Source organism: Megasphaera hominis, assembly GCF_014269395.1.
Classification (GTDB): domain Bacteria; phylum Bacillota; class Negativicutes; order Veillonellales; family Megasphaeraceae; genus Megasphaera; species Megasphaera hominis.
The window spans coordinates 1-21,839 of record NZ_JACOGK010000005.1 but is presented as its reverse complement, the minus strand read 5'-3'; the positions used below and the strand labels follow the sequence as shown (position 1 = coordinate 21,839).

20 protein-coding genes are annotated in these 21,839 nt (G+C 54.5%); all 20 read left to right on the top strand.

Annotated elements, in window-relative coordinates; all coding sequences use genetic code 11:
* The first annotated feature begins 96 nt into the window (after positions 1 to 96).
* The 20 genes from ftsZ to H8J70_RS02365 all read left to right on the top strand — a co-directional run bounded on the left by ftsZ (position 97) and on the right by H8J70_RS02365 (position 21,668).
* Positions 97 to 1,122, top strand: a complete 1,026-nt coding sequence (gene ftsZ / locus H8J70_RS02460) for a cell division protein FtsZ (protein WP_186502276.1) — start codon at positions 97 to 99, stop codon at positions 1,120 to 1,122.
* 75 nt (positions 1,123 to 1,197) lie between these two features.
* Entirely contained in the window at positions 1,198 to 1,668 is a 471-nt protein-coding gene (nrdR, locus tag H8J70_RS02455; RefSeq protein ID WP_186502274.1) for a transcriptional regulator NrdR, read from the top strand.
* Between the two features lie 13 nt (positions 1,669 to 1,681).
* Positions 1,682 to 3,163 carry a D-glycero-beta-D-manno-heptose-7-phosphate kinase gene (gene rfaE1, locus H8J70_RS02450; protein ID WP_186502272.1) on the top strand — a complete coding sequence of 494 codons (1,482 nt, stop codon included), beginning with the start codon at positions 1,682 to 1,684 and terminating at the stop codon, positions 3,161 to 3,163.
* Complete coding sequence (gene rfaD / locus H8J70_RS02445) at positions 3,160 to 4,125, top strand: ADP-glyceromanno-heptose 6-epimerase (RefSeq protein WP_186502271.1); 966 nt, start codon at positions 3,160 to 3,162, stop codon at positions 4,123 to 4,125. The genes rfaE1 and rfaD overlap by 4 nt, the downstream gene beginning before the upstream one ends.
* Entirely contained in the window at positions 4,122 to 4,640 is a 519-nt protein-coding gene (locus H8J70_RS02440) for a D-glycero-alpha-D-manno-heptose-1,7-bisphosphate 7-phosphatase (RefSeq protein ID WP_186502270.1), read from the top strand. Before rfaD ends, H8J70_RS02440 begins: the two co-directional genes overlap by 4 nt.
* On the top strand, positions 4,627 to 5,673 hold the full coding sequence (locus tag H8J70_RS02435; RefSeq protein ID WP_186502269.1) for a glycosyltransferase family 9 protein: 1,047 nt from the start codon (positions 4,627 to 4,629) through the stop codon (positions 5,671 to 5,673). The genes H8J70_RS02440 and H8J70_RS02435 overlap by 14 nt, the downstream gene beginning before the upstream one ends.
* Positions 5,654 to 6,712 (top strand): glycosyltransferase family 9 protein, encoded by a 1,059-nt coding sequence (locus tag H8J70_RS02430; protein ID WP_186502268.1) that lies wholly within the window; start codon positions 5,654 to 5,656, stop codon positions 6,710 to 6,712. The genes H8J70_RS02435 and H8J70_RS02430 overlap by 20 nt, the downstream gene beginning before the upstream one ends.
* Before the next feature lie 98 nt (positions 6,713 to 6,810).
* Positions 6,811 to 7,392 carry a porin gene (locus H8J70_RS02425; RefSeq protein WP_186502267.1) on the top strand — a complete coding sequence of 194 codons (582 nt, stop codon included), beginning with the start codon at positions 6,811 to 6,813 and terminating at the stop codon, positions 7,390 to 7,392.
* A 483-nt stretch (positions 7,393 to 7,875) separates the two neighbouring features.
* Positions 7,876 to 8,319, top strand: coding sequence for a PaaI family thioesterase (locus tag H8J70_RS02420; RefSeq protein ID WP_288201344.1), 444 nt, complete (start codon positions 7,876 to 7,878; stop codon positions 8,317 to 8,319).
* Entirely contained in the window at positions 8,312 to 8,758 is a 447-nt protein-coding gene (locus tag H8J70_RS02415) for a PaaI family thioesterase (protein WP_186502266.1), read from the top strand. The genes H8J70_RS02420 and H8J70_RS02415 overlap by 8 nt, the downstream gene beginning before the upstream one ends.
* Before the next feature lie 50 nt (positions 8,759 to 8,808).
* Positions 8,809 to 9,948: an acyl-CoA dehydrogenase family protein gene (locus tag H8J70_RS02410; protein WP_186502265.1), complete on the top strand. Its 1,140-nt coding sequence runs from the start codon at positions 8,809 to 8,811 to the stop codon at positions 9,946 to 9,948.
* 254 nt (positions 9,949 to 10,202) lie between these two features.
* Positions 10,203 to 11,228, top strand: a complete 1,026-nt coding sequence (pheS, locus tag H8J70_RS02405; RefSeq protein WP_425489117.1) for a phenylalanine--tRNA ligase subunit alpha — start codon at positions 10,203 to 10,205, stop codon at positions 11,226 to 11,228.
* A gap of 12 nt (positions 11,229 to 11,240) precedes the next feature.
* Positions 11,241 to 13,673 carry a phenylalanine--tRNA ligase subunit beta gene (pheT, locus tag H8J70_RS02400; RefSeq protein ID WP_186502264.1) on the top strand — a complete coding sequence of 811 codons (2,433 nt, stop codon included), beginning with the start codon at positions 11,241 to 11,243 and terminating at the stop codon, positions 13,671 to 13,673.
* 187 nt (positions 13,674 to 13,860) lie between these two features.
* On the top strand, positions 13,861 to 15,219 hold the full coding sequence (tig, locus tag H8J70_RS02395) for a trigger factor (protein WP_186502262.1): 1,359 nt from the start codon (positions 13,861 to 13,863) through the stop codon (positions 15,217 to 15,219).
* A 21-nt stretch (positions 15,220 to 15,240) separates the two neighbouring features.
* The gene (gene clpP / locus H8J70_RS02390; protein ID WP_186502260.1) at positions 15,241 to 15,849 is read left to right on the top strand and encodes an ATP-dependent Clp endopeptidase proteolytic subunit ClpP; all 609 of its coding nucleotides are present in this window, start codon (positions 15,241 to 15,243) and stop codon (positions 15,847 to 15,849) included.
* 20 nt (positions 15,850 to 15,869) lie between these two features.
* On the top strand, positions 15,870 to 17,108 hold the full coding sequence (gene clpX, locus H8J70_RS02385) for an ATP-dependent Clp protease ATP-binding subunit ClpX (RefSeq protein ID WP_186502258.1): 1,239 nt from the start codon (positions 15,870 to 15,872) through the stop codon (positions 17,106 to 17,108).
* A gap of 121 nt (positions 17,109 to 17,229) precedes the next feature.
* Positions 17,230 to 19,548: an endopeptidase La gene (gene lon, locus H8J70_RS02380; protein WP_186502256.1), complete on the top strand. Its 2,319-nt coding sequence runs from the start codon at positions 17,230 to 17,232 to the stop codon at positions 19,546 to 19,548.
* A gap of 5 nt (positions 19,549 to 19,553) precedes the next feature.
* Positions 19,554 to 20,183 (top strand): ribosome biogenesis GTP-binding protein YihA/YsxC, encoded by a 630-nt coding sequence (gene yihA, locus H8J70_RS02375; protein WP_186502360.1) that lies wholly within the window; start codon positions 19,554 to 19,556, stop codon positions 20,181 to 20,183.
* Between the two features lie 154 nt (positions 20,184 to 20,337).
* Positions 20,338 to 20,661 carry a thioredoxin family protein gene (locus H8J70_RS02370; protein WP_186502254.1) on the top strand — a complete coding sequence of 108 codons (324 nt, stop codon included), beginning with the start codon at positions 20,338 to 20,340 and terminating at the stop codon, positions 20,659 to 20,661.
* 83 nt (positions 20,662 to 20,744) lie between these two features.
* Positions 20,745 to 21,668, top strand: coding sequence for a glycosyltransferase family 2 protein (locus H8J70_RS02365; RefSeq protein ID WP_186502359.1), 924 nt, complete (start codon positions 20,745 to 20,747; stop codon positions 21,666 to 21,668).
* The last annotated feature ends 171 nt before the right edge of the window (positions 21,669 to 21,839 follow it).

Genomic DNA, 21,839 nt, shown 5'->3' with positions numbered 1-21,839 from the left:
AAAGCCTGTAGATTAATTTCTCAATATAGTGTAAAATAATAAAGAAATCCTATCAGTACAGGAGTGTAGACCTTTTTTAAAGGAGGAAGTAGTAACATGGCAGACAATGCGAATATAAAAGTAATAGGTGTCGGCGGCGGTGGTAACAACGCTGTGAACCGTATGATAGAAGCAGGACTTCAGGGTGTACAGTTTATTTCCGTCAATACGGAAGACCAGGTGTTGGAAGTTTCCAAAGCCGACGTGAAAATTCAGATCGGTGAAAAACTGACCCGTGGTCTCGGCGCCGGTGCCAATCCGCAGGTTGGCGAACAGGCAGCCCTCGAAAGCAAAGAAGACATCATCAAAGCCCTCCAGGGTGCCGACATGGTCTTCGTCACAGCCGGCATGGGTGGCGGTACCGGTACCGGTGCAGCACCGATCGTAGCCGAATGTGCCAAGGATCTGGGCGCACTGACCGTTGCTGTCGTAACCAAGCCTTTCTCCTTTGAAGGCAAACGCCGTAAAGAACAGGCTGAAAAAGGTACGGCCTACTTAAAAGAAAAGGTCGACACGATCATTACGATCCCGAACGATAAACTGCTGCAGATGATCGACAAGAAGACACCACTCAAGGATGCCTTCCTCAAAGCCGACGACGTACTGCGCCAGGGCGTACAGGGCATTTCCGACCTGATCACGACGACAGGCCTCATCAACCTCGACTTCGCTGACGTCAAGACCGTCATGTCTGACCAGGGCGAAGCCATCATGGGTATCGGCCTCGGCACAGGCGAAAACCGCGCCCTCGATGCTGTCGATGCAGCTATTCACAGCCCCTTGCTGGAAACCGGTATCGACGGTGCCCAGAGCATCCTGCTCAACGTCACAGGCGGCCCCGATGTCAGCTTGTACGAAATCAACGAAGCAGCAGAAAAAATCGCAGAAGCTGTTGACCCCGATGCAAACATCATCTTCGGCCAGGTCATCGATCCGGATATGGAAGAAGATTCCATCCGCATTACTGTGGTTGCTACCGGTTTTGGCAAAGAACCGTCCACCATTCCTTCCTTCGGACAGGAAGGCGGCAAAGCCGATAAGAGCGATGTCGGCGGTGTAGAAATCCCGTCGTGGATGAAATAATAAAGCAAATCAAAAAGCGGATCCTGGGGGACCCGCTTTTTTTTCGATGGATGAAATTCCCAGGAGGAAATTAACATGAGATGTCCATTCTGCAAAAACGATGACACGAAAGTGACAGACACGCGCGCCACCGATGACGGCCGTGCCATTCGTCGCCGCCGGGAATGCCTGCAATGTGGCCGCCGCTTTACGACCTACGAAATGGTAGAAGAAGAACCACTGACAGTCATAAAAAAAGACGGCAGCCGGGAACTGTTCGACCGCAATAAAATACTCAACGGCCTCATCCGGGCGTGCAACAAGCGCGTCGTCACACGGCCGCAGATCGAAGCCATCGTCACGCGCGTCGAACGCAACATACGCAACTCCCTCGTCCAGGAAGTACCGAGCGTAAAAATAGGTGAAATGGTACTGGAAGAACTGAAAAACGTCGACGAAGTCGCTTATATCCGTTTCGCCTCTGTATACCGGCAGTTTGCTGATTTGGACAGCTTCATGGCTGAACTGAAGCACCTTATGGGACACGATACAGAAAAAAATAAATGAAACAGGTGATCAAATGACGGACCGATATATTGACAACTTCTTGAACAACGTACTGCCCAAGCTGCGCATCGCTGTCATTGGCGACATTATGGTAGACCGCTATGTCTTCGGCAAGGTAGAACGGATTTCGCCGGAAGCACCTGTTCCGGTAAACCGCGTAGAACACGTCAAATCCGTACTCGGCGGCGCTGCCAACGTCGCCTCCAACCTGGCCAACCTGGACTGCAACGTCTACCTGGCCGGCCTCATTGGCGACGACGATAACGCCCGCCTCCTGCGCCGTCTCCTCGAAGAGGAAGGCATCAACGGCTACGGCATGGTAGCCCGGACGGGCCACGCGACGACGACCAAAATGCGCATCCTCGGCGCACGCCAGCAAATGGTGCGCCTGGACTTTGAAGAAGTCACGCCCCTTAATGACGAAGAAACGGCAGAGCTGGCTACGTGGCTCGACGGCTGCATCAGCGCCGGCTTAGACGGCATTATCCTGTCGGACTACAAAAAAGGCGTTCTCACGGAAAAAGTGGCCAGCCAGATCATTGAAACGGCAAAGGCCGCCCATATTCCCGTCCTCGTCGACCCGAAAGGGAAGGACTGGACGAAATACGAAGGCGCCGATTTCGTTACGCCCAATATGAAGGAATTGTCCGAATGCATTGGCCGCGACGTAGCCAACGAAGGCGACGCCGTCGTCGCTGCCGCTACAGAGCTGCTCAGCCAGTATGACTTCAAAAACCTCATGGTCACGCGCTCGGAAAAGGGCATTACAGTCATCAACAAAGACGGCAAGGTCTGGAACAATCCCGCTACGGCCCAGGAAGTCTTCGACGTCTCCGGCGCCGGCGACACCGTTGCCGCCGCCTTTTTGTCGGCCATTGCCGGCCATTTGTCCATCCGTACGGGCCTGCAGATTGCCAACGCCGCCGCCGGTATTGTCGTCCGCAAGGTCGGCACCTATCCCATTCACCGCAGCGAAATGATCAAGCTCTGGTCTGAATGGCAGCCGCCGCGCTGGGCACCGTACCGGCCCCTCGACTGGGACCAGACAGCGGCCAAAATCCGCCAGTGGCAGGAAAAAGGCGAAACCGTCGTCTTCACGAACGGCTGCTTCGACATCCTGCACCGCGGTCACGTCCTCTATCTCCAGCAGGCCGCCATGCTCGGCGACCATCTCATCGTCGGCCTCAACTCCGACGCCTCCGTCAAGCGCCTCAAGGGGGAAACACGGCCCCTCGTGCGCCAGGAAGACCGGGCCGTCATCATGAGCGCTTTAGGCTGTGTCGATGAAGTCGTCATTTTTGACGAAGACACACCGCACGAGCTCCTGTCCGTTCTCAAGCCGGACATCCTCGTCAAGGGCGGCGACTACAAGGCAGACGAAGTAGTCGGCCGGGAATTCGTCAAGCGCGTAGAAATTATCTCCTTTGAAGAAGGCTATTCGACAACAGGACTTGTAAATAAAATCGCACAATTAGTAAAGGAAGGAAAGCTATGAAAATTGTAACAGGTGGTGCCGGTTTTATCGGCAGCAATATTGTAAAACAGCTCAATAACCGCGGCATCGACGACATCCTCATCGTCGACGACCTCACAGACGGCCGCAAGTGCCGCAATCTCCAAGGCCTGCAGTTCTACGATTACATGGACTACGAAGACTTTGCCCAGCAGATGGAAGACGATACCTTCGACTACGGCTATATCGACGTCGTTTTCCACGAAGGCGCCTGCTCCGATACGATGAACTACGACGGCCGGTACATGATGAAAAATAACTACGAAGGCAGCAAGAACCTCCTGCGCTACTGCATGCAGCGCAAGATTCCCTTCCTCTATGCCTCGTCGGCTTCTACCTACGGCAGCGGCCGCAACGGCTTCCGCGAAGACCCGGCGTGCGAACAGGCCCTCAATCCCTATGCCTACTCGAAGCTCCAGTTCGACCGCTACGTACGGCGCATGCTGCCTCTTTCCAAAGGACAAATCGTGGGCTTCCGCTATTTCAACGTTTTCGGTCCCCAGGAAAACCACAAGGACCGCATGGCATCCCTCATTTACCAGAAATACCACGAACTGCAGAAGACCGGCAAGATTACCCTTTTTGAAGGGACCGGCGGCTTTGAAAACGGCGGCCAGATCCGCGACTTCATCTACGTCAACGACGTAGTCAACGTCATTTTCTATTTCTGGGAACACCCGGAACTGTCGGGTATCTACAACTGCGGTACCGGTACAGGCCACACGTTCAACGATTTCGTCCACGGCATTATCGACTACTGCGGCAAGGGCACTATCGAATACGTACCCTTCCCGGAAATCCTCAAGGGCAAATACCAGAGCTACACCCAGGCCGACACGACGAAGCTCATGGAAGCCGGCTATGACCGGGGCTTTACGCTCCTGCACGAAGCCGTCAAGGAATACTGCAGTATCCTCGAAAAAAGCGACGGGTACTTCGAATGATCAAGGCCGTCTTTTTTGACCGCGACGGTGTCCTCAACGTAGACACGCATTACCTGCACCGGGCAGCAGACCTGATCTGGGTAGACGGGGCCAAAGAAGCCGTAGCCACGCTGACCCGGCTGGGCTATGCCATCTTCATCGTCACCAACCAGAGCGGCGTCGCCCGGGGCTACTATACGGAAGACGACGTACACGTCCTGCACGACTACATGAAGGCAGAATTTGCCAAAGCCGGCGGTACCATTACGGCCGTCTATTACTGCCCCTACCTGGAAGGCGCAGCCCTTCCCCAATACGACAAAAAAAGCGACTGGCGCAAGCCCGCTCCGGGCATGGTCCTCCAGGCAGCGCAGGATTTCGATGTCGACCTGAGCCAATCCTTTATGATCGGCGATAACCCAAAGGACGTCGCCTGTGCCCACGCTGCCGGTATGGACGGCTACCTCTTTACGGGCGGCCGCCTGGACGACTTCGTTAGCCGCGTCCTCAAAGAGAGAGAACATGAAACAGTATAAGAACATTCTAATCATCAAAATGAGCTCCCTCGGCGACGTCCTGCACGCCTTGCCAACGCTCTACACCATGCGGCAAAATTGCCCGCACGCCCGTATCGTCTGGGCCGTGCACGAGAATTTCTCTGCCGTCCTGCCGGGAAAGCCCTATATTGATGATCTGATTTACATTGACAAAAAGAAATTAAAAAGCCTGTCCTATATAAAAGACCTGCGTAAACGTCTGCACGCTTACGGCTTTGACCTCTGCCTGGACCTGCAGGGCCTGGCTAAGAGCGCCATCGTCGCCTGGTGCAGCGGCGCCAAGGAAAAATACGGCTACTGGGAAATGCGCGAAGGCAGCTTCCTCGTCAGCAAAGGCCTCGCAGGGCCGCACAAGCAGGATCACGTCATCGAACGCTACCTCGATACAGTGCGCGTCCTCGGCGGCACCGTAGACCGGGTGGAATTTCCTTTGCCCTCCATTGCGGCAGAAAAGGAAACCATGCGCCAGCGCTTTGCTGCAGCCGGCCTTACGGGACCGTACATTGCTGTCGTACCGGGTGCCCGCTGGGACGTCAAGGAATGGCCCCTTGCGCAGTGGAGTGAATTTCTGCGCCGCGTCACGGCGACGGGCATGGCAGCTGTCCTCCTGGGCAGTCCTGCCGAAGCCGGCAAGGGAAGAACCATCTGTGACAGCGTCGGCTCGCCCTTGGTCTACGACTTTACCGGCCAGACCAATCTGCGCGAGCTCATGGCAGCCATTGCCATGTCCCAGGTGTACCTGAGCGCCGACACGGGCCCCCTGCACATTGCCAATGCCCTGAAAAAGGAACTCGTCGCCCTCTTTGGACCGACGAGCCCGGACCGCACCGGCCCGTACGGCGGCAAGGACGGCTCGTACATCCATCTCGTCATTTCCCCGACGTCCCAGGCAACGCCGGAGCATCCGCTCATCGATGACCCGGCGTGCATGGCCCAGATTACGACAGACAAGGTCTGGCAGGCTTATGAAACGGCATTAAGGAGGGTTACGGATGATCAATCTGCGTCATAAGAAAATTATCGTCACCTTTCTCATGCATTTAGGCGACCTGGTCCTCATTACTCCCTTTCTGCAGGTCCTGCGCCGTCACGCCACGGGCTCGGACATCACCCTCGTCGTCGATGAAAAGCTCGCTGACGTCGTGCGCTACAACCCCAACATCGACCATTTGGTTACCGTCGACAAGAAAGGGAAGGACAATTCCATCAAGGCCCTGTGGCACATTGGCCGCAGCCTGCATCACAATCACTACGACATTCTCATCAACCTGCACCCTAATGAACGGACGAGCTTTCTCGCCTGGACCATTGGTGCCAAGGAATTTGACGGCATGAGCCACTTCCTCTTCCGTCCCTTTATGGACCGCTATACCCATCTCGACCGCATTCACTTGCACGCAGCCGACATGTATATTAACGTCCTCGAACAGATGGGCATTACAGACCGCCGCAACGACGGCCTCCAATTCGAGACCTGCCCGGCCTGGGAAGATACGGCCCGCGCCTTTTATGAAGCAAACGGCGTCCGCCAGGAAGAAAAGCTCATCGGCTTTAATATCGGCAGTGCTGTCGCGCAAAAACGCTGGCCGCCCCGCCGCTTTGCAGCCGTCGCCGATTATTTCAGTGAACAAGGCTACCGCTGCGTCTTCTTCGGCGGCCCTATGGACCTCGACATGGTCAAGGATGCCACAGGCTACACGCAGCACCCGTGCATCATCGCTACGGGGCAGTTTGCCTTAGGCGAGCTGGCTGCAGCCATTCACCGCTGCTCCCTCTTCATTACCAACGACAGCGGCCCCATGCACGTCGCCGTCAGCCAGCACGTGCCCGTCGTCGCCCTCTACGGGCCGAGCAACCCCTTCTTTTACGGCCCCTATACGGATAAGGCCATCGTCCTCGAATCGACGGACCACTACGAAGTGGGCAAGAGCATGAAAAAAATCATCAAAGAAGGCAAGTACGAAGGGATTTCCGTCATTACGGCTGCCCAGGTCATCGAAGCGGCGGAAGAACTCCTGGCGCGCTACGGCATAGCCCCGGCTAAGGCCTAGAATTCTCTCATAAGCAACGGAAATTTGAAAACATTCCGTTACTAGCGTATAATAGATACTATACTGAGAAAGGCAGAGTCTTTGGAGGTGCTTATTAGATGAAGAAAAACGTATTGCTCGGCATGCTCGTCGTGGCCGTATCTGTCAGCTCCCTGGCCATGGCAGCACCGAATAAAAATCCCCAGACAGGGGACCTGAAAGCCAACGTCAACTATGGCTTCGACCAAAAAGAAGGCGACCGCGGCGCCGACAGCCGCTTCACCGGCGGCGACGTGTCCTACACGATCAACCCCCGCGTTGACCTGCAGTACATGAACAACTACACCAAGGGCGATAACGACAACAAGCTGAACGAACACTATCTCCTCGGCGTCTATCGCTTCAATCCCTATGTATCCGCTTACGGCGGCATGAGCTACATCAAAGCCGATACGTACCGCAACGACCATTACTATGGCTACCAGGTCGGCCTGCGCGGCCAGATCCCCTTGGCAGCCCGTTGGCAGGGCTTTGCCTCTGTCGGCGTTGGCGATGATGCCAATACGTATTCCGTCGGTGTCGGCTACGACATTACGGATAACTGGGATGCCCACATCATGTACCGCCGCTCCGATATTGACGTAGACAACTACGACGATACCGTCAAAGGCTGGCAGGTCGGTATGGGCTACAAATTCTAAACCGATAAAAAAAGAGTTTCCTCAGGGAAGCTCTTTTTTTGTACCTCCCCCGGGCTGTATTGACAGGGCTGCCCTTTCTCCCGTATAATACCAAAGTAGCATGTGCTGTGGTTGAAAGTCGATGTCAGTCGCAGACGAAGCGATCCACGTAAGGAGCCAAAATGGCTCTGATCATAGTGCGGCCTAGAAGTAAGACCTGCCGCAAAAAGCGAGAGGGCTAGTAGTGGGGGATGCAGATCATCTATGAGCGAACGTCCCAGCAGGCGAGTGTGGGGGTAAAAACCAGGTCAGGCATGTTGCGAAAGACTTCCGAAGGGAAGTCTTTTTTAATGTCCCCCAAAAAAAGAAAAGGTCCCTGCCGTGCCGCTTCAAATAATGTTCGTAAAAGGCATAGGTATGCGAAAAATGCGTTTGACGTTTGGGGCCTGGTATTGTACAATATAAAAGTATTTATTTTCAACAGTATGGGGGAGTGGATGTAGCGTGAAGAAGGTAAGCATCGAGCAGATGGAACGGGAATTGCAATACAATCCCTACGACCGCTTTATGGATTTTCATGTTCTCAAAGCTGATGAAGATGATACGGAACTTGTATTTCACAATGTAGGTACCAAATGGGGCAACCCGAACGGGACACTCTACGGCGGCGTCCTCTATTCCATGGCCGATTCGGCAATGGAAACAGCCTGTGCTGTCGCCGGCAAAGCCGTCCTCACGCTGGACCTGGCCATGAACTACTTGCGCCCGGCCCTGGCGGACACGGTAATCCGCGGGAAGACCCATATACTGCACAATGGACGGACAACCATGGTCGTAACGTGCGACTTCTACGACGACGGCGACCGGTATCTGGCCCATGGCAAGGGTACATACTTTGTTACAGGTGCCTATGAAATGCAGACAGAAGGAGCCGATGGGAATGAGTGAACGTAAAGATAATGAGGCGTCAGAAGTCCTGAAACGCCGCGTCTTTAATATCCGCCAGGGTGTTTCGCAAATTCCCTATTTCCAGAATCTGCCCTGTAAGATTGACGATGTAGATGAAGGCTGGGTGCGTGTCACCTTCGACATAGAGGAGCACCTGTGCAACTACCGCGGCATTGCAGCCGGCGGGGTACTGGCGGCCTTTTGTGATACCCTCATGGGTATGGCCAGCCGCTCCCTGGGCTACCAGGTCACGACATTGGAAATCAACATGAACTATATCCGTCCTGTACACCCGGGACAGAAAATCGTAGGCGTCGGCCAGGTCGTCCACCACGGCGGCCGGACCATCGTAGCAGAGTGTGAATTGATGGATGAAGAGAACAAGGTGGTTGTCAAGGGGCGTTCTTCCTTTTATATTTTACGCAAATATGATGACTAGAACGCATTCCCCAGGGCGTACTTATTTGACAATGGAAGGTTGGTATCAACATGGATTTTGCTTTTAATGACGAACAGCAGGAGCTGATTAAAGTCGTTCGTGATTTGGTGCAGAAGGAAATCGTACCGTATGCGTCCGAAATGGATGAAACAGGCAAGCTGCACGAAGGCCTGCTCGACAAACTGGCAGCCCAGGGACTCCTGAGCATTGCCATTCCGGAAGAATTTGGCGGAGCCGGACTCGATGCCGTTACGATCGCTGCCCTTTATGAAGAACTGGCTAAAGGCTGCGCCGGTGTAGCTACCTCTGTAGCCGCCAACGCACTGGCTTCGTATCCCGTTATCATCGCCGGGAATGATGAACAGAAACAGCGCTATTTCGATATTATTAATGAAGATCATCTGGCTGCTTTTGCTCTCACCGAACCGGGCACAGGCTCTGACGCCGGCTCCGTTTCGACACGGGCTGCCAAAACCGAAGACGGCAGCGGCTATGTCCTCAATGGGACCAAATGCTTTATCACCAACGGCGCCTTAGCTGAAGTATTCGTCGTCTTTGCTAATACCCGCAAGACCCCGAGCGTACGCGGCCTGACGGCCTTCATCGTGCGCAAAGGTACACCGGGCTTCACCATCGGCAAAGCTGAAAACAAAATGGGTATCCGTGCTTCCAACACGACAGAACTGATTTTCCAGGACTGCTTCGTACCCGTAGAAGACCGTCTCGGCCGCGAAGGCCATGGTTTCCGCATTGCCATGGAAACCCTCGACGCAGCCCGTCCCTTCGTAGGCTCTATTTCCGTCGGCATCGCCGAAGCTGCTTTCCGCGCCTGCAGCGAATACGCTAAGGTCCGCGTACAGTTCGGCAAACCGATTGCCTCCTTCGAAATGGTCCAGGCCATGATCGCCGATATGGCCATGAAGGTAGAAGGTGCCCGTCTCCTCGTACAGCGCGCCTGCTGGATGAAAGACCAGGGTATGGAATTCTCCCGCGAAGCAGCCATTGCCAAATGCAATGCCTCGGATATTGCCATGCAGGTTACGACCGACGCTGTCCAGGTCATGGGCGGCTATGGCTATATCAAAGAATACCCCGTCGAAAAATACATGCGTGACGCCAAAATCATGCAGATCTACGAAGGTACAAACCAGATTCAGCGTCTGGTTATTGCCAACAAGACACTTTACTGATACAATAGCGTTAGACAAGGCTATGAAAAAGAGAGCATACGCGTAAGGCCCATACAGGAAACGGATGCCGTGACTGAGAGCACCGCGCCGGCCGGCATATGCGTTCACTTTGGAGCTTCCTGCTGAACGGAGTAGGCAGGACGGGAATTCCCGTTACAGAATAGAGAGTACAAATTAGGGTGGTACCGCGAAATCAGACTTTCGCCCCTTTCGGGGCGGGAGTCTATTTTTTTTACTAGAGGAGGAAACACCAAATGATGAAGGAAAAAATTGACGCCATCAAAGCGGCTGTCAGCGAACAGCTCGACAAGAGCGAAGCCCTGCAGGATATCCGGGATATCCGGGTCAAATACTTGGGCAAAAAAGGTGAACTCACAGCCCTCATGAAAGAACTGGGCAAACTGTCCAAAGAAGAACGCCCGCAAGTCGGCCAAATGGTCAACACGGCCCGTTCCCTCATTGAAGACGCCTTGCAGCAGCGCATGGCCGAACTCAAACAGCAGGCTCTGCAGAAAAAAATCGAATCGGAAAAGATCGACATCACCCTGCCGGGCAGAAAGCCCCTCATGGGCCACGAACACATCCTGCACCAGACCGCACGGGAAATGGAAGAAGCCTTCATGCGCATGGGCTTTTCCATCGTTGAAGGTCCGGACATCGAATCGGACTACTACAACTTCCAGTGCCTCAACTTCCCTGATGACCATCCGGCCCGGGATATGCAGGACTCCATGTACATTACAGACAAAATCCTCCTGCGCACCCATACATCGCCGCTCGAATCGCGGACCCTCCAGGCCCACAAGCCGAACGAACCCTTCAAGATCATCGCTCCGGGCAAGGTATACCGCTGGGACTACGACGCCACCCATTCGCCGGTCTTCCACCAGATGGAAGGCATGATCGTCGACAAGGACATCCGCTTCTCCGACCTAAAGGGCATGCTCGAAGACTTCCTGCGCGAAATCTTCGGGCCCAAGACAAAGGTACGCTTCCGCGCCAGCTTCTTCCCCTTCACGGAACCGAGCGCCGAAGTCGACATTTCCTGCGTCATGTGCGGCGGCAAGGGCTGCCGTGTATGCTCGCACACGGGCTGGCTGGAAATCCTGGGCTGCGGCATGACCCATCCCAACGTGCTGCGCCAGAACGGCTATGATCCGGAAAAAGTCACGGCCTTTGCCTTCGGCATGGGCATAGAACGTATTGCCATGCTCAAATACGGCGTAGACGACCTGCGTCTGTTCTATGAAGATGACATGCGGTTCTTAAAACAGTTCTAGGAGGTAGCAGACATGAAAAGTTCTTTAACCTGGATGCAGGACTATGTAAATGTAGATATGACAAAGGACCCGCAGCTCTTTGCGGACGTCCTCACCATTGCCGGCGTACCGGTCGAACAGGTCGTTCGCTGGGGCGATGAAATCAAAGGCGTCTATACGGGCCAGATCACGAAAATCGAAAAACACCCCGACGCCGACCACCTGGTCATTTGCCAGCTCAACATGGGCAGCGAAATGGAACCCTTGCAGATCGTCACGGGCGCACCGAACGTCCACGAAGGCGACATCGTTCCCGTTGCCACCCACGGCTCCCATCTGCCCGGCGGCGTAAAGATTAAGAAATCGAAGCTCCGCGGCGTACCGTCCAACGGCATGCTCTGCTCGGCCCACGAACTCGGCCTCGACGACAGCCTCCTCCTGCCGGAAGAACGCAGCGGCATTTGGCTCCTGCCTAAGGATACGCCCCTCGGCGTCGACGCCGTCGACTACCTGGACCTGCGCGACACGGTCTACGAATACGAACTGACACCGAACCGCGCCGACTGCTTCAGCATGATCGGCCTGTCCCGTGAATTCGCCGTCCTGAGCGGCCAGAAAGCCACCTTCCCGGACATTACCGTCGACGAATGCGACACGACCATTGCCGGCAAGGTCACCGTCGACATTGAAGACCCGGAACTGTGCAACCGCTATGCAGCCCGCCTCCTGGTCAACGTCAAAGTCGGCCCCTCGCCCCTGTGGATGCAGCAGCGCCTGCGCAAATCCGGCGTCCGCCCCATCAACAACATCGTCGACGTAACCAACTACGTCATGATGGAACTGGGCATTCCGATGCACGCCTATGACTACGATAAAGTAAAAGACCATCACCTCATTGCCCGCCGGGCTAAAGCAGGCGAAGTCATCAAAACCCTCGACGACGTCGACCGCAGCCTGACCGACCAGATGCTGGTCATTGCCGACCCGGAAAAAGCCTGCTGCATTGGCGGCATTATGGGCGGCCTCAATTCGGAAGTAACCAACGAAACGACATCGGTCATCCTCGAATGCGCCTCCTTCAAGGGCTCGAGCATCCGTAAGACCGGCCGTGCCCTGGGCCTGCGCTCCGAAGCGTCGGCTCACTTCGAACGCGGCCTCGACGCCGAAGGCTGCGTCCAGTCCCTCGACCGGGCAGCCCAGCTCCTCAAACAAATCGGTGCCGGCGATGTCGCCCAAGGCGTCGTCGACGTCTATCCGGTCAAACAGGCCGTCACCAAGATTCCCTTTACCGCCGCCCAGGTCAGCCACTTCCTCGGCATCGACATTTCCGAAGAAAAGATGATCTCCATCCTGGAAACGCTGGAATTCGGCATTGAAAAAGATGGTGACCAGCTCACAGCCATCGTACCGTCCTTCCGCGGCGACTGCACGGAAATGCCCGATATTGCCGAAGAAGTAGCCCGTATCTACGGCTATGCTAATATCCCGTCCACCCGGCCAATGAGCCGCACGGACCAGGCCACGGTCAGCTTCGAATTCAGCATGCGTGAAAAGATTTCCCAAATCCTCGCCGCCTGCGGCCTCTGCGAAACGGTTACCTTCAGCTTCATGAATACGGACTCCCTGAAAAAGCTGCGCTTCCCCGAAACGGACCCGCTCTACACGGCTGTACCGATTCTCAACCCGATTACTGAAGAATTCCCGCTCATGCGCACGAGCCTCCTGCCGTCCCTCATGGACGTCCTCGTCCGCAACCAGGCCGTCAAGAACCAGTCCGTCGCCATTTATGAAGTCGCTCCGGTCTACCTGCCGAAAGCCCTGCCCATTACGGAACTGCCCGACCAGGAATACCACGTTACGGGCCTTCTCTACGGCCAGCGCCAGACAGCCGAATGGCCGAACAAAGCCGAACGCTACGATTTCTATGACGTCAAGGGCATCGTCGAAACGCTCTTTGCCAAACTCGGCATCCACGCCGACCTGGAAGCGTCGGACTTTACACCCCTCCATCCGGGCGTAGCCGCCCAGTACGTCAAAGACGGCAAGGTCCTGGCCCGCTTCGGTGAAGTCCATCCGGAAACCATCGACAGCTACGACATCAACGGCCCGGTCTACATCTTTGAAATTCACCTGAACGACATCCTGCCGCTCATCAATCTCATTCCGGACTACCACAAGGTCGCCAAGTTCCCGGCCATCAGCCGTGACCTGGCCTTCCTGGCACCGGTCGATACAGCCGACGCAGCCATCATCTCCGTCCTCAAGGACAAAGGCGGCGCCTTCCTCGAAGGCGTACACCTCTTTGACCTCTACCAGGGCAAACAGGTACCGCGCGGCTACAAGAGCATGGCTTACTCCCTGGTCTTCCGTTCTGCCGAAGGCACCCTGACCGATCAGGACATCCAGGCTCCTATCGACGCCATCCTGAAAGAATTGAAAGAAAAACTGAACTGCGAACTGCGCTAAAAACGACGCCGTCGTAAAGGAGGAGCTTCCTGCCGGAGGCTCCTTTTTACGCCAGAGGCCTGAAAAGGGCATGGGTATGCCTTTTGTTGTTGTCAATCACGATAAACTGTGGTATGATGAAGAGCGTAGTATGGATTTTTATAGATAACAAAAGGGGATTAAACCCCATAAGGAGGACATACGAATAATGAACGTAACTGTAAATGAAGTAGATCAGCACCAAGTAACCCTGCACATCGAACTGCCTGCAGCCGAAGCCAAAAAAGGCGCCGCTGCTGCCGTAAAAAACCTTGCTAACAAAGTAAATATCCCGGGCTTCCGTAAAGGCAAAGCACCGCGTATGATACTCGAAAGCTACCTCGGCAAAGACGCTGTCAAAGAAGAAATCAACGACGTCCTGATCAACAAAGCCTACAACGACGCCCTGAACGAAAAGGACATTACGCCTGTATCCGATCCGGAAGTCAAGATCATCTCCGAAGAAAAAGGCCAGGATTTCGTTTTTGAAATCACGGTTACAAAGAAACCGGAAGTAAAACTCGGCGAATATAAAGGCATCCAGGCTGCCAAAGAAGAAGCAGAAGTAACAGACGAACAGGTAGCTGAAGAACTCGCTAAAATGCAGAAATCCCACTCCAAACTGGTCGTAGCACCGGAAGGCACGGAAATCGCAGACGAAGACTTCGCTATCATCGACTTCAAAGGCACCGTAGACGGCGAAGCATTCGAAGGCGGCGAAGGCAAATCCTATCCCCTCCAGATCGGCTCCGGCAGCTTCATTCCGGGCTTTGAAGATCAGCTCAAAGGCCTCAAAGCAGGCGACCAGAAGGACGTAAAAATAACCTTCCCGGAAGATTACTTCGAAGCCAAACTGGCCGGCAAAGAAGCCGTATTTGCAGTTACGATCAACGACGTAAAACGCAGCGAAGTACCGGCTATTGACGACGAATTCGCCAAAGAAGTAGGCAAATTCGACTCCCTCGATGCCCTCAAAGAAGACATCAAAAAACGTCTCGCTTCGCAGGCTCACTTCCAGGCTGTTGAAAAATTCAACAACGACGTCCTGAAAACAGTTGTCGACAACGCCGAAGTAGACATCCCCGCTGTTATGGTAGATACCAAAGTAGACCAGATGGTAGACGAAATGTCCATGCGTCTGGAAACACAGAACCTGTCCCTCGAAGACTACCTCAAATACACGAACTCCGACATGGACAAGCTCAAAGAACAGTATCGCCAGCCTGCTACAGATAACGTAAAAATGGATCTCGTCCTCGAAGCCATTGCCAAAGCTGAAAACATTCAGGTACAGGACATGGACCTCCAGGCCGAAATCTTCACGATGGCACAGAACTTCGGTGCCGATCCGAAAGAAGTATATAATATCATTGTAAAAGAAAGACGCGTTCCCATGCTCATTCAGTCTGTAGGCCGCAAAAAAGCAGCCAGCTTCGTTCTTCAGAACGCCGTAGACACGAACGCCAAAGCAGAAGAAACAGCAGAACCTCAGGTAGAAGAAGTAAAGGCTGAAGAACCGGAAGCGTAAGAAACGCGAGGTGGAATAACTATGAAGATGCAATATGTACCGATGGTTGTCGAACAGTCCAACCAGGGGGAACGGAGCTACGATATCTATTCCCGCCTGTTAAAAGACCGCATCATTTTCCTGGGCGGCCCCATTGAAGACGTAACGGCGAATATCGTCATTGCGCAGCTTCTTTTCCTGGAAGCCGACAATCCTGACAAGGACATTCATTTGTATATCAATAGCCCCGGCGGTGTCGTCACTGCCGGCATGGCTATTTATGATACCATGCAGTATATCAAACCGGACGTATCGACCATTTGCGTCGGCTCCGCTGCCAGCATGGCATCCGTTCTCCTTACCGCCGGTGCCAAGGGCAAACGCTTTGCCCTGCCGCACTCGCAGATCATGATTCACCAGCCTTTGGGCGGCGTCCAGGGCCAGGCGACGGAAATCGAAATCCACGCCCGGGAAATCCTGCGCATGCGCAAAGAATTGAACGGTTTATTAGCAGCCCATACAGGTCAGCCTATTGACGTGATCCAAAAAGATACGGAACGGGATAATTTCATGACGGCAGAAGAAGCGAAAGCATACGGCCTGATTGACGAAATTCTCATTCGTACGCCTGAAAAGAGCGAAACGAAGTAATACGGACATAGGAGGACTACGTGGCTAGAGATAAAATAGACGAACCAACCTGTAGCTTTTGCGGCCGTTCACAGCACGAAGTAAACAAACTGATCTCCGGTCCCGGCGTATACATTTGTGACCAGTGCATCAGCGTTGCCCAGGAAATCCTGGACGAAGAAACACAGGACGAACAGCCTGAATTCTCGCTGAAAAAACTGCCGACGCCAAAGGAAATCAAGGAACACCTCGATGCTTATGTAATAGGCCAGGAAGCTGCTAAAAAAACGTTATCCGTCGCTGTCTACAACCACTACAAACGGTTGCAGTCCAACAGCGTCGACGACGACGTAGAATTACAGAAATCTAATATCATCATGGTCGGCCCTACGGGCAGCGGTAAAACTCTGCTCGCCCAGACCCTGGCACGCATGCTGGAAGTACCCTTTGCCATTGCCGATGCGACCAGCCTGACCGAAGCCGGCTATGTAGGGGAAGACGTCGAAAACTGCCTGCTCAAACTGATCCAGGCAGCCGACTTCGACATTGCCAGAGCCGAACGGGGCATTATCTACATCGACGAAATCGATAAGATCGCCCGCAAATCGGAAAACCCGTCCATTACCCGCGACGTATCTGGCGAAGGCGTACAGCAGGCGCTCCTCAAGATCCTCGAAGGCACCGTTGCCGGCGTACCGCCCCAGGGCGGCCGTAAGCACCCGCACCAGGAAATGCTCCAGATCGATACGACGAACATTCTCTTCATCTGCGGCGGCGCATTCGATGGCATCGACAAGACCATCCGCAACCGTACGTCTGACAAAAACATGGGCTTCGGCGCAGAAATCCACTCGAAGGATGAAAAATCCATGGAAGACCTGCTCCAGGAAATCCAGCCGGCTGACCTGCAGAAATTCGGTCTCATTCCGGAACTCGTAGGCCGTCTGCCCATCCTGGTTACGCTGAACCCCTTAGACGAAGACGCCATGGTTCACATCCTGACCGAACCGAAAAACGCCCTCGTCAAACAGTACCAGCGCATGCTGGCCCTGGACCACGTGAAGCTGACCTTCGAAGACAGCGCCCTCCAGGCAATCGCCAAGGAAGCCCTGCGCCGCAGTACCGGCGCCCGTGGCCTGCGCTCCATCATCGAACGGATCATGCTCAACGTCATGTTCGAAGTACCAAGCCGCGACGATGTCAGTGAGTGCATCGTAACGGAAGACTGCATAACCAAAGGCGCGGAACCGACACTTATAGAAGGTCCGGCCCAGAAATAAACGAAAATAAAACTCATTTCTTCACCGCAGGAAATGAGTTTTATTTTACACTATAAGCATACCGATTCAGTAAATATTCGTTTCGGTTTATACTTGTGTTACCAGTAAGAAGGTGAGTTGTATGGATGAAAATTCTATTTTGAAATTGCCCTTTATCCCCTTACGGGGAATCGTCGTTTTTCCAAAACTGCTCAGCAACATCGACATAGGCCGGGAAAAATCCCTGGCTGCCGTCGATTACGCCATGGAGCACGACCGGATGCTGCTCGTCTCGGCCCAGCTCGATGACGAAGTAGAAGAAGCGACCCTCCAGGACGTTTATCACATCGGTACGCTCGTCAAAATACAGCAGCTCCTGCGCCTGCCCGGCGGCATTGTCCGCATTCTCGTAGACGGCATCGCCCGTGTGCAGATCCAGGGCGGCAGCATGAAAGAAGGCTACACCGAAGCCGCCGCTGTCGAGCTCCCGGAAGAATTTCTCGATGAAAATGAAGACGAAGCCCTGAACCGCATTATGTCCAAGCGGTTCAATGACTGGCTTGATAAGATAAAAGGCCACGAAGACCTGCAGGCCAAAGCCAACGCCATTCACCAGCCCGGTGTACTGGCCGACTTTATCGCCGCCCAGCTGCCCATCCGCCTGGCAGCCCAGCAGGCCATCCTGGAACTGACAGACGTGCGCGAACGCATGAAACGCGTCTGCACCTACCTCGATACAGAAGAAGACATTGCCAGCCTGGAAACGCGCCTCAACATGCAGGTGCGCAGCAAGATGGATGAACAGCAGAAGGAATACTACCTGCGGGAAAAACTCAAAGCCATCCATCAGGAACTGGGCGACAAATACGATAAAGATACAGAAGTAGAAGAGCTGCGCGAAAAAATCGACAAGCTCGACGTACCGGACAACGTGCGCGAAGTCATGCTGAAGGAAGTCAACCGCCTGGACGCAATGCCGCCCATGATGGCAGAATCGGCCGTCATCCGCACCTACCTGGACCACCTCATGGCCCTGCCCTGGTCGACAGAAACAGAAGACCGCCTGGACCTCAAGATTGCCCAGGACATCCTCGACGAAGACCACTACGGCCTGGAAAAGATCAAGGACCGGATCATCGAATACCTGGCCGTACGGCAGCTGACCAACAGCCTCAAAGGCCCGATCCTTTGCTTCGTCGGCCCTCCCGGCACAGGCAAGACGAGTATTGCCCGTTCCATCGCCCGCGCCATGAACCGCAAATACGTGCGCATTTCCTTAGGCGGCGTCCGCGATGAAGCAGAAATCCGCGGCCATCGCCGTACGTACATCGGCGCCATGCCGGGCCGGATCATCGCTGGCATCCAGCAGGCAGGCACGAAAAACCCGGTCTTCCTCCTCGACGAAATCGACAAGATGACGTCGGACATGCGCGGCGACCCGTCGTCGGCCCTCCTCGAAGTCCTCGACCCGGAACAGAACAATACCTTTAGCGATCACTTCATCGAAGTGCCCTTCGACCTTTCCAAGGTCCTCTGGATCACGACGGCCAACAACATCGGCCAGATTCCGGGACCCTTGCGGGACCGCATGGAAATCATCGAGTTCACGAGCTATACAGAAGAAGAAAAGCTGCAAATCGCCAAGCGCTACCTCGTGCCCAAGCAGCTCAAGGAAAACGGCGTCCTCGCCAGCCAGGCGAAGTTCTCCGATGCCGTCCTGCGTCACATCATCCAGGACTACACGCGCGAATCCGGCGTCCGTACCCTGGAAAAGACCATCGGCTCTGTCATCCGCAAGGTCGGCAAGTCCATTCTCATGCAAGACGACAAGCCCCTGACCGTCTCGGTGAAGAACCTGGAAAAAATCTTAGGCCCCATGAAATTCCTGCCTACGCAGGTCAATAAAGAAGACGAAGTCGGCCTCGTAACGGGCATGGCCTGGACCCAGGTCGGCGGCGAAGTCCTGGAAACAGAAGTGGCCGTCGTCAAAGGCAAAGGCGCCCTGCATCTGACGGGCCAGCTCGGCGACGTCATGAAGGAATCGGCCGAAGCCGGCCTGACCTATATCCGCAGCCGCGCTGCTTCCCTGGGCCTGGAAGACGATTTCTACGCCAAGACGGATATTCACATCCATCTCCCCGAAGGGGCTGTACCCAAGGACGGCCCGTCTGCCGGCATTACCATGGCGACAGCCATTGCCTCGGCCCTGACGGGACGCAAGGTCCATCACGACCTGGCTATGACCGGTGAAATTACGCTGCGCGGCACGGTACTCCCTGTCGGCGGCATTAAGGAAAAGGTCATTGCCGCCCATCGCGCCGGCATCAAGAAGATTCTCTTGCCGGAAGAAAACAAGCGCGACATGGTCGACGTACCGGACGTGGTGAAGAAAGACGTGAAATTCGTCTTCGTCCACCACATGGATGAAGTGCTCGAACAGGCACTGGTGAGTGCAGAATGAGTGATATGACGCACGGCAAGCTGCAGATCATCCAGGCCAAATACACGGCGTCTGCCGTCCGCAAGGACCAGTACCCTACAGAGGGACTGCCGGAAATCGCCTTTCTCGGCCGTTCCAACGTCGGCAAATCGAGCCTCATCAACTCCCTCTGCGGCCAGCGCGGCCTGGCCCGCGTCAGCGGCGCACCGGGAAAGACCCAGACCATCAACTACTTTAACGTAACCCTCCAGGAAAAAACCGACGCCGAAGAGCAGCGCACGCCCCTCTTTTTCGTCGACCTGCCGGGCTACGGCTTTGCCAAAACGGGCGGCAAAAACCGCCAGCTTTGGAGCCATTTCATTGGCGAATACATTACGGGCTCGCCCAACCTGTCCCTGCTCTTTCTTCTCGTCGACCTGCGCCATCCCGGCCTCGATATCGACCTGCAAGCCTACCGCTGGCTCGCCGATAACGAAGTGCCCCTGCAGATCATCGGCACGAAAGCAGACAAGCTCGGCCGCAACGACCGGAGCCGCAACCTGGCAGCAGTAAAACGCCTCTTTCCGGCTGCTTTTCCGCCCATTGCCTATTCGTCCCTCAAACAGGACGGAAAAAACGAACTGCTCCACATGGTCTATGAAGCCCTATACGAATGATGCGAAGCTGCCTGTCCCGGCCTATGCTGCGGACAGGCAGCCTCTTTATCTTTTACGGTCTTTTTGCCCAGAAGAAAGAATACTGGAAACATAATAGGACATTTGCTATAATAGGAGTAGTATGGTAAAGCATCCTAAAGAGGGGGTACACGCAATGGCTGTAGAAACACTGGATACAGAAGCGGCATTTACGCCCCATGTGCTGCACAAGAAAGGCCTGGTTATCGTCGACTTCTGGGCTCCCTGGTGCGAAGGAGGCGGCGCAATCGTCCAAGAAATAGAAGGCGCTGCTGCTGCTTGTACGCCACCGGCTGCGGTCCTCCGCGTCAACGTCGACCAGTTCCCCGGTCTGGCGGCTGCCTATGACATTACTGCCGTGCCGACACTGCTCTTTTTCAAAGACGGACACCCTTTGAAACGGATCATCGGCTATACGACACAAGGTGAGCTGGAAAAGTTCCTCTCCACGCTGGAGTAGGAACGCGTTCGTTTTTTGACTGTAAAATTGTTGGGATGGTATAATAAAGAGTGAGTCTATTTAATTTAGAAGCAAAGAAGCTGCTGTCCATTGTCGTCCCTGTATACAATGAACAGCTAAACATTGAAAAATTTTATGAAGAAGCGACAAAAGCCGTAGCCGGCCTCGATATGGACTATGAAATCATTTTCGTCGACGATGGCTCCAAGGACACGACGCCGCTTATCCTGAGCCGCCTGACCCAGCAGGACGCCCACGTACGGGCCCTGATCCTGGCACGCAACTTCGGCCACCAGCTGGCCATTACGTGCGGCATGGACCACGCCAAGGGCGACGCCATCATCACCATGGATGGCGACCTGCAGCACCCGCCGGCCATGATACCCGATTTGGTGCAGAAATGGCGCGAAGGCTACGACGTCGTCCAGACCGTGCGCAAGGCGACAGATGATGCGGGCTTTTTAAAACGCCTGACGTCCAAATGGTACTACATCATTTTGAACGCCATGTCACCCGTGCACATTACACCGGGCGGCTCCGACTTCCGCCTCATCGACAAGCGCGTCCTCGAGACCTTCATGCGCTTTCGCGAACACGACCGCTTCATCCGCGGCATGATCGGCGACATCGGCTACAAGCAGACAACGCTCAGCTTCATCGCCCCCCGCCGCTATGCAGGGAAATCCAAATTCTCCGGCCGCAAAATGCTCCATTTTGCGCTGGACGGCATAACAGCCTTCTCCAAGACACCCCTGCGTATCTCCTTTTACGTAGGCCTCCTAAGCGGCCTTTTAAGCGTGTTAATGATCATTCACGTCCTATATTGCCACATAACCGGCCAGGCAGCCCCCGGCTGGACCACCACCATGATCGTAGTCTGCCTAATGGGCGGCCTGCAACTCATCTTCATGGGCATCATAGGCGAATACATAGGACGCATCTTCGAAGAAGTAAAACAACGCCCCCTATACTGGCTAAGAGCCGAACTAGGCCAAAAGAAAGACTAGCCTTCCCTGCACGTGGTATGCTAAAGTTGGACATGGAGGGGGTAGAAATTGGATACTAAATGTAGTAATCTTGGATAAAAGATTTTCTAATTAGTATCCGATGCCCTCAATTGTTAGATGGGAGGTTGCCACGTGAAATTAACGAAAGAACAACGATTAGAAATAGGTCGC